Raw genomic sequence first — 15,457 nt, 5'->3', positions numbered from 1 at the left:
GGCAGCCGGCCCCCCGGGCGCAGGACGGCGACGACGAGGACCGCGAGCGCGGGGAGGGCAGAGAGGGCGGGGCCGTGGAGGCCGGGGAGGCCACCCCGGAGAGTCTGCGCCGGGTGGCCGTGGCCTCGTTCATCGGGACGGCCATCGAGTTCTACGACTTCTACATCTACGGCACGGCGGCCGCCCTCGTCCTCAACCAGGCGTTCTTCCCCACCCTGGACCCGGTCAACGCCACGCTCGCGTCGTTCTCCACCTACGCGGTGGCGTTCGCGGCGCGGCCCATCGGGTCGGTGGTCTTCGGGCACTTCGGCGACCGGGTGGGCCGCAAGTCCGTGCTGGTGGCCTCGCTGCTCCTGATGGGCCTGTCCACCGCCCTGGTCGGCCTCCTGCCCGGCTACGGCACCTGGGGCGTCTGGGCCCCACTGCTGCTCATCCTGCTCCGCTTCCTCCAGGGCATCGGCCTCGGCGGCGAGTGGGGCGGTGCGGCGCTGCTCGCGGTGGAGCACGCGCCGCGCGGGAAGCGGGGCCTGTACGCCGCTTTCCCGCAACTGGGGCCGTCCGTCGGCTTCTTCGCGGCGACCGGTGTCTTCTGGCTGCTGTCGGCCACCCTGTCCGACGAGGCGTTTCGCGGCTGGGGCTGGCGGGTGCCGTTCCTGCTCTCCTTCCTGCTCGTCGGCGTCGGCCTGTTCGTGCGGCTGCGGATCAGCGAGACGCCGGTCTTCGCGCAGGCCGTGCGGGCCCAGGAGGCCAGCAAGGCGCCCGCGCTGGACGTGCTGCGCCGGCATCCGCGCGAACTGCTGCTCGGCGCCGGGGGCATGGTCGTCGCGTACGGCCTCTTCTACACGGCCACGACGTACTGCCTCTCCTACGCCACCGGCGCCCTGCGCGTCCCCCGCGACACCATGCTGGGCCTGTCCCTGGTGGGCTGCCTGTTCCTCGCGGCCGGCACCTGGCTCGCCGCGACGCGCTCGGACGGCGTCGGGCGGCGCCGGCTGGTCCTCGCGGGCACGGGGCTCGCGGGGGTGTGGGGGCTCGTGCTCTTCCCGCTCCTGGACACCGGGCGGCCGGTGCTCATCGCGCTGGCGCTGGGCGGCGCGCTGTTCTGCATGGGGGTGGTCTACGGCCCGATGGGCGCCTATCTGCCGGAGCTGTTCGCCGCGAACGTGCGCTACTCGGGCGCCTCGCTCGCCTACAACCTGGGCGGTGTGCTCGGCGGCGCGGTCTCGCCGCTGGTCGCGACGCGGCTGCAGGCGGCGTTCGGCTCCTCCGCCGTGGGCTGGTACGTGAGCGCGATGGCCGTCGTGTCGCTGGCGTGCGTCCTCGCGCTCCCCGAGACGCGGGAGCGGGACCTGGCCTGAGCGTGCGCCTCCAGTTGCGGGTGCGCGAAGGCTGGTCAGGCGGACCCGACGGCAGGACCATACCGGCGTGGAACCCTACTGGGAACTGACCTTCGACGCCGACGGCGACGTCGACACCGACCAGCGTGCGCGGCTGCTGGAGGGCGCGGAACGCGAGCGCGTCACCGATCTGCTGGTCTTCGCGCACGGCTGGAACAACGACAAGAAGGACGCCCGCAGGCTCTGCCGACGCTTCTTCGCCCCCTGCCGGGCGCTGGCGGGAGCGGGGGTGCGGCTCGGCCACGTCGGGGTGCTGTGGCCCGCCATCCGCTTCCCCGACGAGTCGATCCCCGACTTCGACCCCTCGGCCGCGCCCGTTGCGCCGAGCGGCGCCCCGCTGCTCGACGCGGCCACCCGGCAAGCGCTCGACCGCGCCTTCCCCGGGCACGGCCCGACGCTCGACCGGATCGCCGAGCTGCTCGCGGAGCGCTCCGACGTGCCCTCGCGCGTCTATGAGTTCGGGCGGCTCGTGCGGGAGCTGGTCTCGCTGCGCGAGACGAGCCCGGCCCGGCACCTCGGCGAGGACACCGGGGTGGGCGAACCCGCGATGCTCACCGACGACGCGGTCCAGGTCTGCGAGGTGTTCGCCGCGGCCCGCGCGGACCCCGGCCGGCCCCTGCTCCTCGGCACCCTGCGCGAGCGGGTGTGGGACGGCGCCCACGAGCTGCTGCGGCAGGGCAGCTACTACGCGATGAAGCGGCGGGCGGGCGCGGTCGGCCAGCTGGGCCTCGGCCCCGCGATCGGCCTGCTCGCCGCCGACGTGTCCGGCATCAGGGTGCATCTGATCGGGCACAGCTTCGGTGCCCGGCTCGTGGCGTACGCGCTGCGCGGCATGCCCGCCGACGTGCGCGCGGTGAAGTCGGTGACGCTGCTCCAAGGGGCGTTCTCGCACTACGCGTTCGCCGAGCGGCTGCCGCACGACCGCTCCCGCGGCGGCGCCCTGCACGGCGTGCAGCACCGCGTCGACGGCCCCCTGCTCGCCTGCTACTCGCGCCACGACGACGCCCTGGGGCGCCTGTACCCCTTGGCGTCGAAGCTGGCCGGGGACTCCTCCGGTTTCCTGCACCTGTTCGAGCGGTGGGGCGCCGTCGGCCACGACGGCATCCGGGCCGTGGCGGGGGCCGAGCGGGTCGTGCTGGGCGAGCGGCTGCCCGCCCGGGGGTGCGTGAGCGTGGACGCGGCCTCGGTGGTGCGGCGCGGCGGGCCGCCCGCCGGCGCCCACAGCGATGTGTGCCACGAGGAGCTGGCACGTGCCGTGTTCGCCGCCGGGCGGATCGCTCTCGCCTGAGCCCGCCGTACCCCGGTCCGAGGCCGCCCCCGGCTACTCGCGGTGCCGGGGGAACTCGACGACCTGCTGGTACGTCGGGCGGTTCTGCCACTGCACGGGCCGGTGCGTGATGCCGCCGAGCGCGCGGTGGATGATCGCGTCGGCGCACCACTGGTCACCGGCCCGGCACGCGTCGTCGCCGGGGTACACCTCGGTGGCGGGCTTGGCGACGGCCTGCGCGAGGGTGGCCAGCAGGGTGTCGCGGCAGGCGTCGAGCACGCCGTCACCGCAGTAGGTGTGGGCCAGGGCGCCCTTGACCGGCTCGCCGAGGACCGCGCGCAGGTCCTTGTCGGCGTAGCCCCACCAGCCGTACTGGAAGGCCGAACCGGCGTGCCCCCCGGTGGGCCCGTGCCCCGCCGAGGGTGCCTCGTCGGTGCTCAGCTGCGCGGTCAGCGCGTCGTACAGGTCCGTGCCGAGGCCCGGCTTGAACTGGGCCTCGACCAGCAGCGGCCACCAGGCGTCCATGACGCGCACGGCGTCGGGATGGGCGTACGCCTTGGAGCCCGCCGCCGTCTGGTTGCGCTGCGCGCCGGCCTTGCGCCAGGCCTCCAACTGCTCGACGGCCTCGCTCAGTCGCGGGTCGGTGACCGGCTTGCTCCGTACGACCTTCAGCAGTTCGGGCAGCACCTGCTCGCCGCGCAGATCGGTGACGGCCGCCTCCGACATCGCCCGGGTGAGCGAGGCACGGGTGACACCGCCCTGCTCGGTGAGCTTCTTGACCCGTCCGTCGAGCAGGTCTCCCCGGTGCACCGCGCTCAGGCCGAAGCCCGCCGCGGCGAAGTCCTTGGCCTGCTTGTTGTTCCAGGAGATGTAGTAGTCCTGGTTCACGGACTGGGGGTGTGCGGCGGGCGGTGTCTGCGCGGAGGTGTTGTCCTCCGGGTCGAAATCGCGCCATTCGTAGGCCTGTTGGGCGCTGATCGGCAGGGCGGGGTCGACGCTGTCGGCCCGCTCGGGGTTGGCGCCGCTGTTGTAGTACGCGATGTCGCGCGAGTCGGCGTAGAACCAGTTGAAGGCGTAGCTGATGTGCTCGGCCGCCTTCTTGAAGGTCGTGGCGTCCTTGACGTACGAGGGGTCGTTGAGCATCTGGAAGCCGATGATCGAGTCGGCCTCGTGGCGGTAGGTGGAGCGCAGCGAGACGTAGGCGACCGGCTTGCCGTCGACGCTCGCGCGGTGCGTGACGACGCCGTACTTGGTGCGCAGGACCTGAAGGCGGTAGGAGCCGGCGGCCGTGGAGTCGGCCAGGGTCGGCTTCCAGGCGTTGGTGCGCTCCAGCTTCTCCATGGGGGTGCAGGTGCCCCGGTACAGATAGCCGGCGGACTGCTTGGTGGGTGTGCCGCCGCCCGGCTCGCACAGTTCCACGGCGTAGGTGTCGGTGATGTCCTGCCCGGCGGAGGTCGCCGACCAGGCGTAGTCCTGGCCGCGCCCGAGTTGGACGTACATCCCGACGCCCGCGAAGGAGACGCCCCGGGCGCTGATGCCCGGCCCCTGGAGTTCCTGCTGCATGAGCAGCTGGGGCGCGAAGTACCCGGTCTGGGGGCCGAAGACGGCGACGGGGTGGCCGCTCGCGGTGTGCTCGCCGGAGACGAGCAGGGCGTTCGACATGCCCTTCTTGTGGCCGTCCCGCCGGAACAGGTCGGCGGGCAGGACGCCCTGGTCGTACATGCCCTGGAGCGGCCTGAGTCTCGCGGGCGCCCGCACCGGGTCCTTGGCGCCGCTCCTCGCGCCGCCCCGGCGGTCGTACACGAGTGGCTCGCGCTCGACCGATCCCGGGTCGGGCAGGGCGGTGCCGCGCGCCTTGTCCGGTTTGCCGGCGTAGGGGAAGCTCGTGCCGTCGTGGATGGTCTGGACGGCCTCGGGGTCGTTGCGGGCGCGGAAGGACTCCCAGACCTTCGTGCCCTTCTCGACGCCGTACTTCTCCTGGGACTTCAGCAGGGAGAGCGCGGATTCGACCTCGCCACCCCCGCCGTTGCCGAAGAGCCCGCCGACCACGGAGGCCAGCGCGATCATGTCGGTGATCTTGAAGGGCTCGATCTCGCCGGCGTTGGTGATCGCGTCGATCTTGCCGGTCAGGACGTACTCGCCGGGGAAGTAGCGGCCGTCCTTGGCCTTCACGCGGTAGGCGTTGAGCCCGTCGACGTAGGCCTGCGCGTCCGCCATGGCCTGCCTGCCGCGCTCGCCCTGGGTCGTCCTGATGTACTCGACCTGTTTCTCCAGGTCCTGCTCGGTGTACGGGGCCTGCGGCCAGAACTGCTGCTCCAGGCCCTGGTTGGCGGGCGCGCCGCCCGCGAACGGGGTGAGCTGTCCGCGGCCTATGTGCCGGAAGAGGTCGATCAGCCAGAGCCGGTCCTGCCCGGCGGCGAAGCCGGCGCCGAACTCGGTGCCGTAGCGCGTGGTGCCCTTGATGTGCGGGATGCCGTACTTCTTGTCCCGGGTGATCGTCACGTCGTCGCGCGGCCTGGTCACCGAGGCCACCTGGCCCTCGCGCACCCCGAAGGAGGCGTCGTCGAAGAACTCGGTGAGCCGGTCGTCGGTGAGCGAGGGGTATCCGGTGGAGAGCGCGTCGTAGGGGCCCAACTGGTCGTCGGCGTGGGCGGGCCGGGTGCCCAGGAGGCGGTGGGCGAGGATCTCGGCGAGCGTCGCGCCGCCGTTGGCGCCGGGCGGCAGGATGTCCGCGCACTGGCCCGCGCAGTAGTCGGCGCCCTCCTCGGCGGCGGCCTCCCGGGGTGCGGCGCCCGCGCCCGCCGGGGGCGTGAGCAGGCAGGCGCCGAGCGCGAGCGCCGCCCCCGCCGTGAGCGTTCTGAGTCTGACGGTGCGTCCTCGCATGGCTGCTCCTCCGGGTCCCGCGGAAGGCCGATGCGGCGGAGGTTACTGTCGGGCCCGCGAAGTCGAAAGATGAACAAGCGTCGCCTTTTCGAAATCACCACAACGCGCCCCCTTCCAGGACGCATCAGCGCTGCCGGGGCGGGCAGGCGAAAAGCGGTCGCCTCGAAAGGGAGCCGAATCGGGTGTCGATACGTCTACTCGGCGACGACGTCTCGGTTTCTGCCCGACCGCGACGCCACGGACACGGAACACGGGGTACAGGTACGAGAGCGCGTATACGGAGGTGCAGGGCGATGGCCGGATTCCGGAGTCTCGCGAGACAGGTACGTGACCCGCAGAGCGATCTGGCACTGCGGCGCTATTCGCTGCGCAAGTGCCTGGAGAGGTTCGCCCCCTACGGACACCGGGCGACCTGGGACCACTTGTGCGCCCGAGCGGGCTTCGGGCCCGAGGACAGGTCACCCGACCCGGCGCGCCTGGTGGCCGCGCTGAACGAGCTGGAGGCGGCGCGGGCCGTCTGGCTCTCCTACGAGGCGGACTTCGCCGAGCGCCGCCGCAAGGAGAAGCACGACGGGCTCAGGCGCCCGGGCACCGAGGACGACTGGCACCGCCGCACCTGGGGCGGCTGCGGCGTCGCCTGGTGCGACGACCCGTACGTCCATCCCCGCGCCCCCCTCGCCGAGGTGCTGCGGCGGCTGATCGCGGCGCTGGAGCGGGAGCCGGGCGCGTCCTGCCCCGTCTGCGGGGACACCTCCCTGGTGTGGAAGCGGGGCCTGGCGCACAAGCCGTCGGCGGGCGCGGTCTGCACGGGCTGCGGCATCGTCGTCCCGGCCCCCGTGCTCACCCCGGACGCGGTGGCCAGGGCCCGGGCCCGCAGTCTGCGGCCGCTGGTGTCGGTGTGAGCCGGGGGCGCCGCCGAGCGCGACGTCGGCGGTGCCCGGCGAGGAAAGGTGCCGTCAGGGTGTGATGACGTCCGTGTGGATGGCGAGCTTGAACTGGGCGTGTGCCAGCGGTGTGGCGAGCCTCGCGTCTCCCACGCCGCGCGCCGAGATCTTCAGACCAAGCGGCGTCCCGGGGTGCACGAACATCTGCCAGACGCAGGATCTGAACTGGCTGCCCCGGGTGGGCGCGGAGTCGGTCGTCGCCGTGGAGTCGTAGCCGGTCGCGATGTTCAGCGGGTCGCGGACGAAGCGCGTGCGGTACTCGGTGCAGTCGCCGTCCGGCTGCCAGAAGACCATGGCGGAGAGCACGCCCCAGCCGTCGTGGCTCGGCCAGATCAGCCCGGAGCGGGCCTTGGGGAAGCGCGTGGGACCGGCGCCGCCCTTGACCGGGTCGTGCATGTGCCAGGGGTCGTACGACTCCTCGTCCGCACCGTACGGGAAGCGCACGAGGTGGTACCCGTCGCTGTCGTACGTGATGGACTGCGGCTCGTGCTGTGCGGCGTCCCACTTCAACGAGCAGACGGCGACGGACATCGGCCCTCCCCCTGAATGATGCGGCGTGGTGCCCTTGCCTTCCCTTGTACTCCTTCGCCACCCGCGGCACTACGTCCCGGGACGGCCCTCCGCCATCAGGCGGGAGCCGGTGAGGCGCTCGCCGAAGACGTCGTCGGGGTTGGAGAGCACGCAGGTCTCCAGGGACAGGCAGCCGCAGCCGATGCAGTCGCTGAGATGGTCGCGCAGCCGGCCCAACTGCTTGATGCGTTCCTCCAGTTCCGTGCGCCAGTGCTCGGACAGGCGCGCCCAGTCCTCGCGGTTGGGCGTGCGCTCCTCGGGCAGCGAGTCGAGGGCCTCGCGGATCGTGGCGAGCGGGATGCCGACGCGCTGGGAGGCGCGGATGAAGGCGACGCGGCGCAGGGCGTCGCGGTGGTAGCGGCGCTGGTTGCCGGAGGTGCGGCGGCTGCTGATGAGGCCCTTGGACTCGTAGAAGTGCAGGGCGGAGACGGCGGCGCCGCTGCGGGCCGACAGCTGGCCGACCGTGAGTTCATGGACCTTTTCCGGGATCTGGGGCACCCCTCGAACCCTAATGGCTGGTCCGTTGACACGCGTCGGCCCACCCCGCATGCTGAGCAAGCGCTTAGTCCGCGCATGACGCACACGTCTAGGAGGCCAGGGACATGGCGGAGCCGAGGATCTTCACGTCGGCCGAGGAACTGCGGGCCGGAGTCGGCGAACAGCTGGGGCACAGCGACTGGCTGGAGATCGACCAGAAGCGGATCGACCTCTTCGCCGACGCCACGGGCGATCACCAGTGGATCCACGTGGACCCCGAGAAGGCCGCCGCGGGCCCCTTCGGGACGACCATCGCCCACGGCTACCTGACCCTGTCGCTGCTGCCGAGCCTGGTCCCGCAGATCATGCGGGTCGAAGGCATGCGGATGGGCATCAACTACGGCACCGAGAAGGTCCGTTTCCCCTCCCCCGTGCCGGTCGGCTCGCGGCTTCGGGCCAGCGCCGTGCTCACGGACGTGACGCCCACGAAGGACGGCGGCGTGCAGGTGAGCGCCCGGGTGACCGTGGAGCGCGAGGGCGCCGACAAGCCCGCGTGCGTGGCGGAGTCGGTCTCGCGCTACTACTTCTGAGCCCGCTCGGGGCGGGCGCCCACCATCCGCAGCACGAGGTCGGCGTAGAGCGCGCCGACCTCGTCGGGCGTGCGGCGCCCGGCCACGTTGAACCAACGGGCCACGTCGATGCAGAGCGAGAGCACGGCGAGCGTGGTGCCGGGCACGTCCGGCACGTCGAACTCGCCGGCGCGCACCCCGTCCTCGATGATCTCCCGCACCGCGGCGTCCGTCCGCCGGCGCAGCGCGACGATCTCCGTGCGGTGCTCCTCGCCGAGGGCGTCCAGCTCGTACTGCACGACGCGCGCGGTCGTGTGGTGGGCGGCGTGCCAGCCGACGAAGGAGCGCACGGCCGCCGCGAGCCGGTCGGCCGGGCCGCCCTCGCCGTCCGCCGCGGTGCGCAGGATGGCCAGGGCCTTGTCGTGGCCGATCCTGCTGATGCGGTGGAGCAGCTCTTCCTTCGTCTTGTAGTGGATGTAGAGCGCGGCGGGGCTCATGCCGGCGCGGCCGGCGATGTCGCGGGTCGTCGTGGCGTGGTAGCCGCGCTCGGCGAAGGCCTCGACGGCGGCGATCAGCAGCCGCCTGGCCGCGTCGGGGCTGACCTCGCCCCACGGCTGCTCCTGACCGCCGGTCTCCTCCGCCGCACTCATGCCCACTCCTTAGCCGTTCGGGAGGGACACCATACCCCCGGCGGTGAGCAAGCGCTTAGCGGGCGGGTTCAGGAGACGGGCCGGAACGGGTCGTGCTCGGCCAGGATCTTCTCCAGACGCGCCTGGTCGACCCGGCTGACGATCTGGTCGGCCTCCTGGCGGTCCCTGACCACCTTGGCCAGGGTGAACGCCGAGGTCGTCAGGTACAGGACGGACACGGCGAGGAAGGCGCGGATCCACCCGCTGACGTCGAGGCTGTAGATGCCGACCGAGGTCGCGCCGAGGGCCACGGCGAACGACGCGACGGCCTGGCCGTAGTAGGCGGTGGTGCTCTGCTGCTTGACGGGAGTCTCACTCATGGCCACAGCCTGGCCCGCGGGCGCCGCCGCCACATCCGCTCGCGTACTCACCTCCCGTACTCAGGCCCCGTACGCGGCCCCGGTGCGCGACGTCCGTGCTCAGAACGCGGAGACGCCCGTCAGCGCGCGGCCGATGACGAGTTTCTGGATCTGGCTGGTGCCCTCGTAGAGCGTCATGACGCGGGCGTCGCGCAGCAGTTTGCCCGCCGGGTACTCGTCTATGTAGCCGTAGCCGCCGAAGACCTGGAGGGCGTTGTGGGCGGCGCGGACGGCGGCCTCGGAGGCGAACAGCTTGGCCTTGGAGGACTCCGTGGCGAAGGGCAGCCCCCGGTCGATCAGGTCGGCGACCCGCCAGGTGAGCAGGCGCGCCGCGTCGACGTCCACGGCGATGTCGCTGAGCAGCTCCTGCACCAGCTGGTGGTGGGCGATGGCCTTGCCGAACTGCTCGCGCTCGCCCGCGTACTTCACCGCGGCGTCCAGGGCGGCCTGCGCGATGCCCACGCAGCCGGCGGCCACCGACATGCGCCCCTTGGCGAGGGCGGACATGGCGACGGAGAAGCCCTTGCCCTCGGGCGCCAGCATGGCCGAGGCCGGGACGCGCACGTCCTCCAGGACCAGCTCGGCGGTGGCCTGGCCGCGCAGCCCGAGTTTGCCGTGCACGGTGCGGCGGCCGAGCCCGGGGGTGTCGGTGGGCACGAGGAAGGCGGAGACGCCCTTGTGTCCCGGGGTGTCGTTCGTGCGGGCGAACAGGAGCACGACGTCGGCCCAGGTGCCGTTCGTGATGAACATCTTGGTGCCGTTGACCACGTAGTCGTCGCCGTCGCGCACGGCCCTGGTGGTGAGGCTGCCCGCGTCGGAGCCGGTGCCGGGCTCGGTGAGCCCGAAGCAGCCGACGTACTCCCCCGAGGTGAGCCCGGGGAGCCACTGCCGCTTCTGCGCCTCGCTGCCCCAGGCCGCGATGGTCTTGGCGACGAGGCCGAGCGAGACGGAGACGATGCCGCGCACGGAGGAGTCGCCGCGGCCCAGCTCCTCGGTCACCAGGCAGTACGCGAGATGGTCGCCGCCCGAGCCGCCGTACTCCTCGTCGATGGTGAGCCCCAGGAAGCCGACCTCGCCGAGCTTTTTCACCAGCGCCCGGTCGACGCTTTCCGCGCGGTCCCACTCGACGACGTGCGGGGTGACCTCCCGCGCGACGAAGTCCTCGGCCAGCCGCCGGACCGCGCTCTGCTCCTCGCTGAGCTCCAGGTTCATCGTGGGCACCTCTTCGCGTCGGGTTTACGTCGGGCTACGGCGGGTTACGTCGGGTAACGACAGAATTAAATTAGCAGTGCTAGTTTCCCGTGGCAGCCCTACTATGTGCCGCATGGCCCGACCGCGCAAGCCCCTCCTCAGCCGAGAACGCATCGTCGAGACGGCGCGCGCCCTCGTGGACGCCGAGGGGCTCGCCGCCGTCTCCACGCGCCGCCTCGCCGCGGAACTGGGCGTCAGCGGGCCGTCCCTGTACAACCACTTCCGCACCAAGGACCAGATCCTGGAGGCGGTCGCCGACTCGGTGAGCGCCCAGGTCGACCTGTCGATGTTCGACGCCGCGGACGGGCGCGACTGGCGTACGGCCCTGCACGACTGGGCGGTCTCCTACCGGGCCGCGCTCACCGAGCACCCGAACATCGTCCCGGTGCTGGCCCGCGGCCCCGGCCGCCGCCCGGCCGGACTGCGGCTCGCGGACGCGGTCTTCGGCGCCATGGTCGACGCGGGCTGGCCGGCCGCGCAGGCCACGTCGATCGGCGCGCTGATGCGGTACTTCATCATGGGCTCGGCGCTCGGCTCCTTCGCCGGCGGCTTCGTGGACGACGAGAGCGCGTACGACCCGGCGGACTACCCCCACCTCGGCCAGGCCCATCTGCTCGCCGAACGCCAGCAGGTCGTCGACGAGCGGGCGTTCGCGGCGGGCCTCACGGCCCTGCTGGACGGGCTCGCGCTCCAGTACGAACAGGTGGGCACCGGCCGGACGGCCGACGCCTGACCCGCGTCACTCCGTCACGATGCGCTCCACCGCCGCCGTGACGAGCGCCTCGCGCTCGGCCTCGGTGAGCACGCCCGGCAGGGTCAGCTGCTCCAGGATGAGCCAGTTGAACGCCAGGTAGAGCAGGCGCACGGCCGTCGCGTCGCCGGGCAGCCCGGAGGCCTCGTGGTAGGCGAGATTGGCGTCGAGGTCGGCCCGGACCCGCTCGGTGAGCACCGCCCGCAGACCCGGGCGCCGGACGGCCTCCAGGCGCAGTTCGAGCAGGGCCAGATAGCCGGTGCGAAAACCGCTGACCCGGCCCACGACCTCGCGCATCAGCTCCGCGTACGTCTCCTTGTCCCGCTTGGCCGTGCGTTGGCGCTCGATCTCCTCGGCGCCGGGTCGCAGCCGTTCGTAGACGCGGGCGCCCGCCTGGGTCAGCAGGTCGTCGCGGTTGGCGAAGTAGTTGGAGGCGGTGCCCGCGGGCACCGCGGCCGCCGTGTCGACCGCCCGGAAGGTCAGCCCCCGGGCGCCTTCCGCGGCCAGCACCTCGATGGCGGCGTCGACCAGTGCCGCACGCCGCTCGTCGTTCCTGCGCACCACTGATACCACTCCATTCGAAGTACTACGACACAAGCACTACAGTGACAGTACTACAGGCGGGGGCAGGGCGGTGGGGCCCGGGTGCCGCACCCCTAGCTGTAACCTGCATCCGTTCTGCTGGCACAACAGGGACGTGACGCGGGAGTTGGCCGTGGGGCAAGTGACGGACGCGCCGGACGCCGAGGGCCCGGCACAGGTCTCGGCGGCGGCTTCGACCGCCGCGGGGCGGGCGATCGGGCCCGCGCGCGTAGGCGGTTTCGCCGTGACGCTGTTGCGGGGCCACGCGCAGGTCACCTTCCTGCCGAGCGCCGCCGCCGGCGCGCTCTTCTGCCTCGCGCTCTCGGCCGCGAGCTGGGAGTGCGGCCTCTACGGCCTGCTGGGCACCGCCGTCGGCACGGGCGCCGCGCGGCTCCTCGGCGTCGACCGCGACCGGGTGGAGAGCGGCCTCGAAGGGTTCAACGCCTGCCTGACCTCGCTCAGTTGCGCGGTCCTCCTCGGCCCGCGCCACCTGTCGACGGCGCTGCTGGCGATCGCGGGCTGCGTGGTCGTCACCGTCGTGACCGCCGCCGTGACACGGCTCCTCGGCGCCTGCGGGCTGCCGTCGCTCACCCTGCCGTTCTGCCTGGTCGCGAGCGCCACGGCCATCGCCGCGCCCGCCTTCCGCCGCCTCTGGCACCACGGCGAGGGACTCGCGGCGCTCGCCGGCCCCGCGACGGGCCCGACCGCGCCCCGGCCGGACCAGCTGGCCCGCGGCTTCCTCGCCGGCTTCGCGCAGATCTTCCTCATGCCGCAGTGGTACGTCGGCGCCCTGCTGCTCGCCGGTCTCCTGATCGCCGGCCGGCGCGCGGCGGCCGTGGCCTGCCTCGGCAGCGCCACCGGGATCGCCACGGCATGGGCGCTCGGCGCGCCCGCCGCGCGGATCGCCGACGGCACGGCGGGATACAACGCCGTGCTCGTCGCCCTGGCGCTGTGCGGCGTCTTTCTGCCCGTGCGGGCGGCGACACTCGCGTACGCGCTGGTGGGCGCCGCCGCCGCGACGGCGCTCGGCCCGGCGGTGTCGGCGCTCTTCGCACCGTCCGGCGGGCACGCCTTCACCTGGCCGTTCGTCCTGACCACGTTCGTGTTCCTGGCGGCGGCCAGGTCCTTCCCGCGCCTGGGCGCGCCGGGCGGGTGAGGGGCGGCGGCCGATGCCCCGCTCCGTCAGAAGACGACCAGCGCCCGGCCGCCCTTGCCCGCGAGCATGTGCTCGAAGGCCGCCGGGATGCCGTCCAGGGTGATGCGGTCGGTCACCAGCGCGCTCAGGTCCAGGCGCCCCGCCCGGATGTGCTCGGCGAGCACCGGCAGGTCGAGCGCGGGATCGCAGTTGCCGTAGACGCAGCCGGACAGGGTCCTGCCCCAGTGGAAGAGTTCCAGGGCGTTGAAGGTGATCTGCTGGTCCTTGCCGCCGATGCCGACCACCGTGGTGCGTCCGCCGCGCCGCGTGGACTCCCAGGCCGTGCGGATCGTCGCCGCGCGGCCCACGCACTCCACGGCCACGTCGACGCCGTTCCCGCCGGTGAGCCCCCGGATGTCGCGCGCGGTGGTCTGCGAGGCCACGACGTAGTCGGTGGCGCCCGCCGAGCGCGCCAGCTGCTCCTTGTCCGGGGACACGTCGACGGCGATGATCTGCGCGGCACCGGCGATGCGGGCGGCCTGGAGCGTGGCGAGGCCGACCCCGCCGACCCCGTACACGGCGACGCTCTCGCCCGCGCGCACCTTCGCCGAGTGGTGCACGGCGCCGTACCCGGTCAGGACGGCGCAGCCGAGGAGGGCCGCGTCGGTGAGCGGGACGCCGTCCGGCACCGGCAGCAGGCAGTCGGCGGCCACCACCGTCTCCTCGGCGAACGCGGCGACGTTCAGGCCCGGGTGCAGGTCCGTGCCGTCCGGCCGCTTGGCGTAGACGTCGGCGGCGCCCGCGAGGGCGTTCGCGCAGAGCCACACCTCGCCGAGCGAGCAGGCGTGACAACCGCCGCAGGACGGCGCCCAGTTCAGGACGACGCCGTCGCCGGGGGCGACTCCGGTGACGCCCTCGCCGACGGAGACGACGGTGCCGGCGCCCTCGTGGCCGAGGACGGCGGGCACCGGGACCCGCATGGTGCCGTTGGACAGGGACAGGTCGGAGTGGCAGACCCCGGCGGCGGCGAGGCGGACCCGGACCTGGCCGGGGCCCGGCTGCGGCAGCTCGATGTCGGCGATCTCCAGCGGGGAGCCGACGGCGGGGAGGATGGCGGCGCGGACCACGTTCACGTACTCCTTGGGGAGGCTGGCGGGCTCGGGCGGACGGGCGGGCCCAGGGGGCCGGGGGTCAGAACTGGAGGGACTTCGTCTGGAGGTACTCCGCGAGGCCGTGCGCGCCCAGCTCCCTGCCGACGCCCGACTGCTTGTAACCGCCGAAGGGGGCCAGCGGGTTGAACCGGCCGCCGTTGATGTCGACCTGGCCGGTGTCCATGCGGCGGGCGAAGGCGACGGCCTCGGCGTCGTCGGCCGCCCAGACGGCGCCCGCGAGGCCGTACACGGTGCCGTTGGCGATGCGCAGGGCGTCCTCCTCGTCCTCGTAGCGCAGGAGGCAGAGCACCGGGCCGAAGATCTCCTCCTGGGCGACGGTCATCTCCGGGGTGACGTCGGCGAAGACGGTCGGCTGGACGAAGTAGCCCCGCTCGCGCGGCGCCTCGGGGCCGCCCGCCACGAGCCGGGCGCCCTCCGCGATCCCCTTCTCGATGTAGCCGCGCACCCGCTCGTGCTGCTTGGCGTTGACGACGGGGCCGATGCGGGAGCCGTACTTGGCCGCCGCCTGCGCCGCCAGCTCCACGGCCTCGTCGTAGCGGTCGGTGTGCACCAGCATGCGGGTCCAGGCGCTGCACGTCTGGCCGGAGTTGGACATCACGTTGGCGACGCCGACGCCGACGGCCTTGGCGAGGTCGGCGCTCGGCAGGATGACGTTGGCGGACTTGCCGCCGAGTTCCAGGGCGACGCGCTTGACGGCCGCGCCGGCGGTGGCGCCGATGCGCCTGCCGACGGCCGTGGAGCCGGTGAACGACACGAGGTCCACGCCCTCGTGCTCGGCGAGCGCCTGTCCGGCGACCGGGCCGAGGCCGGTGACGAGGTTGAACACGCCGGCGGGTACGCCCGCCTCGTGCACGGCCTCGGCGAAGAGCTGGGCGGTGAGCGGGGTGTCCTCGGCGGGCTTGAGCACCACGGTGCAGCCCGCGGCGAGCGCGGGGGCCACCTTGTTGACGATCTGGTGGAGGGGGTAGTTCCAGGGGGTGATCGCGCCGACCACGCCGACCGGCTCCAGGTAGACGGTGGAATTGCCCACCTTCTCCTCGAAGGGGTGGCTCGCGGCCAGCTCGGCGTAGGAACCGCAGACGGCGACCGGCACACCGGCGTGCACCGCCTCCGCGAACGCCTGCGGGGCGCCCAGCTCGGCGGACACGACTCCGGCGATCTCGTCCTTGCGGGCCACCAGCCGGTCCCGGAGGGCGCCGATCAGCGCGGCGCGCTCGGCGGGCGGCGTGGCGGCCCAGCCGGGCAGCGCGGCGCGGGCGGCGCACACCGCGGCGTCGACGTCCTGCGCGGTGCCGGCCGGCACCTCCGCGATGGCTCGCTCGTCGGCGGGGTCGACGACCGTGATCGTGTCGGTGCCCGCGGCCGGACGCCAGGCACCGTCGATGTACATGCCGTCGTGGGCCCTGTACAT

15 protein-coding genes are annotated in these 15,457 nt (G+C 73.1%); 6 read left to right on the top strand and 9 right to left on the bottom strand.

Features of this window, described 5'->3' with window-relative positions:
• Positions 1–74: 74 nt before the first annotated feature.
• Together ACZ516_RS24525 and ACZ516_RS24520 are read left to right on the top strand one after the other, a co-directional pair.
• Entirely contained in the window at positions 75–1,358 is a 1,284-nt protein-coding gene (locus ACZ516_RS24525) for an MFS transporter (RefSeq protein WP_469011831.1), read from the top strand.
• A gap of 67 nt (positions 1,359–1,425) precedes the next feature.
• Entirely contained in the window at positions 1,426–2,685 is a 1,260-nt protein-coding gene (locus ACZ516_RS24520) for a serine-threonine protein kinase (protein WP_469011673.1), read from the top strand.
• Positions 2,686–2,718: 33 nt separating this feature from the next.
• On the opposite strand, the gene ACZ516_RS24515 is transcribed toward ACZ516_RS24520, so the two are convergent.
• Positions 2,719–5,547, bottom strand: a complete 2,829-nt coding sequence (locus tag ACZ516_RS24515; protein ID WP_469011672.1) for a penicillin acylase family protein — start codon at positions 5,545–5,547, stop codon at positions 2,719–2,721.
• A gap of 293 nt (positions 5,548–5,840) precedes the next feature.
• On the opposite strand from ACZ516_RS24515, the gene ACZ516_RS24510 reads away from it, so the two are divergent.
• A complete protein-coding gene (locus ACZ516_RS24510; RefSeq protein WP_361079050.1) occupies positions 5,841–6,449 on the top strand; it encodes a hypothetical protein in 609 nt (202 codons plus the stop codon).
• 54 nt (positions 6,450–6,503) lie between these two features.
• Here the strand turns inward: ACZ516_RS24510 and ACZ516_RS24505 are convergent, their stop codons facing one another.
• Positions 6,504–7,022, bottom strand: a complete 519-nt coding sequence (locus ACZ516_RS24505; RefSeq protein WP_469011671.1) for a hypothetical protein — start codon at positions 7,020–7,022, stop codon at positions 6,504–6,506.
• Positions 7,023–7,091: 69 nt separating this feature from the next.
• Entirely contained in the window at positions 7,092–7,559 is a 468-nt protein-coding gene (soxR, locus tag ACZ516_RS24500; protein ID WP_469011670.1) for a redox-sensitive transcriptional activator SoxR, read from the bottom strand.
• Between the two features lie 104 nt (positions 7,560–7,663).
• On the opposite strand from soxR, the gene ACZ516_RS24495 reads away from it, so the two are divergent.
• Positions 7,664–8,128: a MaoC family dehydratase gene (locus ACZ516_RS24495; protein ID WP_358581145.1), complete on the top strand. Its 465-nt coding sequence runs from the start codon at positions 7,664–7,666 to the stop codon at positions 8,126–8,128.
• Here ACZ516_RS24495 and ACZ516_RS24490 read toward each other — a convergent pair.
• The 3 genes from ACZ516_RS24490 to ACZ516_RS24480 all read right to left on the bottom strand — a co-directional run bounded on the left by ACZ516_RS24490 (position 8,119) and on the right by ACZ516_RS24480 (position 10,367).
• Positions 8,119–8,757, bottom strand: coding sequence for a TetR/AcrR family transcriptional regulator (locus ACZ516_RS24490; protein WP_358581142.1), 639 nt, complete (start codon positions 8,755–8,757; stop codon positions 8,119–8,121). The genes ACZ516_RS24495 and ACZ516_RS24490 overlap by 10 nt on opposite strands.
• A 68-nt stretch (positions 8,758–8,825) precedes the next feature.
• On the bottom strand, positions 8,826–9,116 hold the full coding sequence (locus ACZ516_RS24485) for a YiaA/YiaB family inner membrane protein (protein ID WP_358581139.1): 291 nt from the start codon (positions 9,114–9,116) through the stop codon (positions 8,826–8,828).
• Positions 9,117–9,215: 99 nt separating this feature from the next.
• Complete coding sequence (locus tag ACZ516_RS24480; RefSeq protein WP_469011669.1) at positions 9,216–10,367, bottom strand: acyl-CoA dehydrogenase family protein; 1,152 nt, start codon at positions 10,365–10,367, stop codon at positions 9,216–9,218.
• Between the two features lie 112 nt (positions 10,368–10,479).
• Here ACZ516_RS24480 and ACZ516_RS24475 point away from each other — a divergent pair, with 112 nt between their 5' ends.
• A complete protein-coding gene (locus ACZ516_RS24475) occupies positions 10,480–11,139 on the top strand; it encodes a TetR/AcrR family transcriptional regulator (RefSeq protein WP_361079062.1) in 660 nt (219 codons plus the stop codon).
• A gap of 6 nt (positions 11,140–11,145) precedes the next feature.
• On the opposite strand, the gene ACZ516_RS24470 is transcribed toward ACZ516_RS24475, so the two are convergent.
• Complete coding sequence (locus tag ACZ516_RS24470; RefSeq protein WP_469011668.1) at positions 11,146–11,721, bottom strand: TetR/AcrR family transcriptional regulator; 576 nt, start codon at positions 11,719–11,721, stop codon at positions 11,146–11,148.
• A gap of 151 nt (positions 11,722–11,872) precedes the next feature.
• Between ACZ516_RS24470 and ACZ516_RS24465 the strand changes: the two genes are divergently transcribed.
• On the top strand, positions 11,873–12,895 hold the full coding sequence (locus ACZ516_RS24465) for an urea transporter (protein WP_469011667.1): 1,023 nt from the start codon (positions 11,873–11,875) through the stop codon (positions 12,893–12,895).
• A gap of 26 nt (positions 12,896–12,921) precedes the next feature.
• Here the strand turns inward: ACZ516_RS24465 and ACZ516_RS24460 are convergent, their stop codons facing one another.
• Together ACZ516_RS24460 and ACZ516_RS24455 are read right to left on the bottom strand one after the other, a co-directional pair.
• A complete protein-coding gene (locus ACZ516_RS24460; RefSeq protein WP_469011829.1) occupies positions 12,922–14,001 on the bottom strand; it encodes a Zn-dependent alcohol dehydrogenase in 1,080 nt (359 codons plus the stop codon).
• Between the two features lie 64 nt (positions 14,002–14,065).
• Positions 14,066–15,457 carry an aldehyde dehydrogenase family protein gene (locus ACZ516_RS24455; protein ID WP_469011828.1) on the bottom strand — a complete coding sequence of 464 codons (1,392 nt, stop codon included), beginning with the start codon at positions 15,455–15,457 and terminating at the stop codon, positions 14,066–14,068.

Source organism: Streptomyces sp. NPDC034037 (assembly GCF_055575715.1).
The sequence above is the reverse complement of the archived record's forward strand: the minus strand, read 5'-3'. Positions and strand labels throughout refer to the sequence as shown.

Bases quoted from the DNA above. Each gene is read 5' to 3' on its own strand.
- ACZ516_RS24485 (WP_358581139.1), bottom strand. From the start codon at position 9,116: ATGAGTGAGACTCCCGTCAAGCAGCAGAGCACCACCGCCTACTACGGC.
- ACZ516_RS24490 (WP_358581142.1), bottom strand. From the start codon at position 8,757: ATGAGTGCGGCGGAGGAGACCGGCGGTCAGGAGCAGCCGTGGGGCGAG.
- ACZ516_RS24495 (WP_358581145.1), top strand. From the start codon at position 7,664: ATGGCGGAGCCGAGGATCTTCACGTCGGCCGAGGAACTGCGGGCCGGA.
- ACZ516_RS24515 (WP_469011672.1), bottom strand. From the start codon at position 5,547: ATGCGAGGACGCACCGTCAGACTCAGAACGCTCACGGCGGGGGCGGCG.
- ACZ516_RS24505 (WP_469011671.1), bottom strand. From the start codon at position 7,022: ATGTCCGTCGCCGTCTGCTCGTTGAAGTGGGACGCCGCACAGCACGAG.
- ACZ516_RS24480 (WP_469011669.1), bottom strand. From the start codon at position 10,367: ATGAACCTGGAGCTCAGCGAGGAGCAGAGCGCGGTCCGGCGGCTGGCC.
- ACZ516_RS24510 (WP_361079050.1), top strand. From the start codon at position 5,841: ATGGCCGGATTCCGGAGTCTCGCGAGACAGGTACGTGACCCGCAGAGC.
- ACZ516_RS24475 (WP_361079062.1), top strand. From the start codon at position 10,480: ATGGCCCGACCGCGCAAGCCCCTCCTCAGCCGAGAACGCATCGTCGAG.
- ACZ516_RS24455 (WP_469011828.1), bottom strand. From the start codon at position 15,457: ATGTACAGGGCCCACGACGGCATGTACATCGACGGTGCCTGGCGTCCG.